Genomic DNA, 1,302 nt, shown 5'->3' with positions numbered 1-1,302 from the left:
TACGCGGCTACACGGGAGAGCATTAATAAACTGGAAGAAAAGTCTGGTTTAAAAGGGCAGTGGACAGGAGCGGTTCATTACAATACGGATAACATTCATGTGCACGTTGGTTATGTCGAACGTAATCCAACTCGTGAGTGGATTCATTATCAAGATAAACAGAAGCGGGCACTCTCGGGCTGGCAATTTAAAGGTAGTTTGAAAAAGAATGATATTAAGGCTTCCAAGGCTAAGTTTGTTAACCAACTATTGTAACTAGAACCACAACTCACTAAAAGTCAAAACTTGATGAAGGAAATTCTACATGATGCCGGAAAAAATGGTAGTGAACTTTTTAACCAGCAATACAAAGACGTGACCGCCGCACTTATTGAAAAGTTGCCAGCCAATCGTTCTAAATGGGCTTATGGACACGCCGAAAAAAATGGTTTCAAAAATGAGCTTGATAAGCTGTCGAACCTCTACCTAAACACACAGCAACCCAAGCAGTTGGAACAACTTAAAAATAGTCTGCGTCCGATTTCCCGAGAGTACGAACGTGCTTACGGAAACCCCAACAATAAACCAACGTACGAACAAAATAAGCTGTACGGTAAAGACGGTTTGTATTATAAATTCGGTAACAGTATTTTAAAAACACTGAAGGAGGAAGTACCGGAACAAGTTACACAGCACAATGCAAAAAATATTTCCCAAACTGAAGCCGCACAGTTAACTGGTCAATCGAACTTACCAGGTAACCAATCAAATCGGAGTGATCCTTTGAAAAATGTGCCTGGTTCAATTAATGAAATCGACCTGGCGGCGCAGGCCGTTGAACAAGAACTTAAAAACTTTCAGCCCGGCCGGCCAAAATTTGAAAAGACTATTCAGCAAGTTATTGACCGACCAGCGCTCAATAACGAGAATCAAAATAATCAAATAAATTCAAAAAGCAATGTTGATCACGAACGAACGGGACACGGATTGCCACCCAACCTAAATCAGCAGCTTAACCAGGCAAGTGATCAAGAGGTTACCGCGGAAAAGAAAAATCACAGTAACCAGGTACAAAGACAACGGGCCGCCCTGGTTGATCGGCGGGCCATGATAAGTAAACAAGGTAGTCAAAATAATACTATGTACAGCATGCGCCGTATTGTAGGCATGCTTACCGGTAATTTGGGTGCGGTTCAGGCTGAAATTACCGGTAAGCAACGCAAAAGATCTATGGAAAAAGCTCAAAATTAAACGCGTCTACAGGCGAAGACCTTTTTTAGAAAAAGTTCGGTCTGTCTGTCGTAGGAAGACGGGAGGTGAACT

General features: G+C 42.2%; 1 pseudogene. It reads left to right on the top strand.

The window, feature by feature from the left end:
* Positions 1–1,230 (top strand): annotated as a pseudogene (mobL, locus tag FC90_RS04145) (relaxase MobL); the annotation flags it as partial.
* Positions 1,231–1,302 lie beyond the last annotated feature (72 nt).

It is taken from the genome of Latilactobacillus graminis DSM 20719 (assembly GCF_001436415.1).
GTDB classification, from domain to species: domain Bacteria; phylum Bacillota; class Bacilli; order Lactobacillales; family Lactobacillaceae; genus Latilactobacillus; species Latilactobacillus graminis.
Note: the sequence above shows the minus strand (reverse complement) of the source record. Positions and strands in the feature narration are given on the sequence as shown.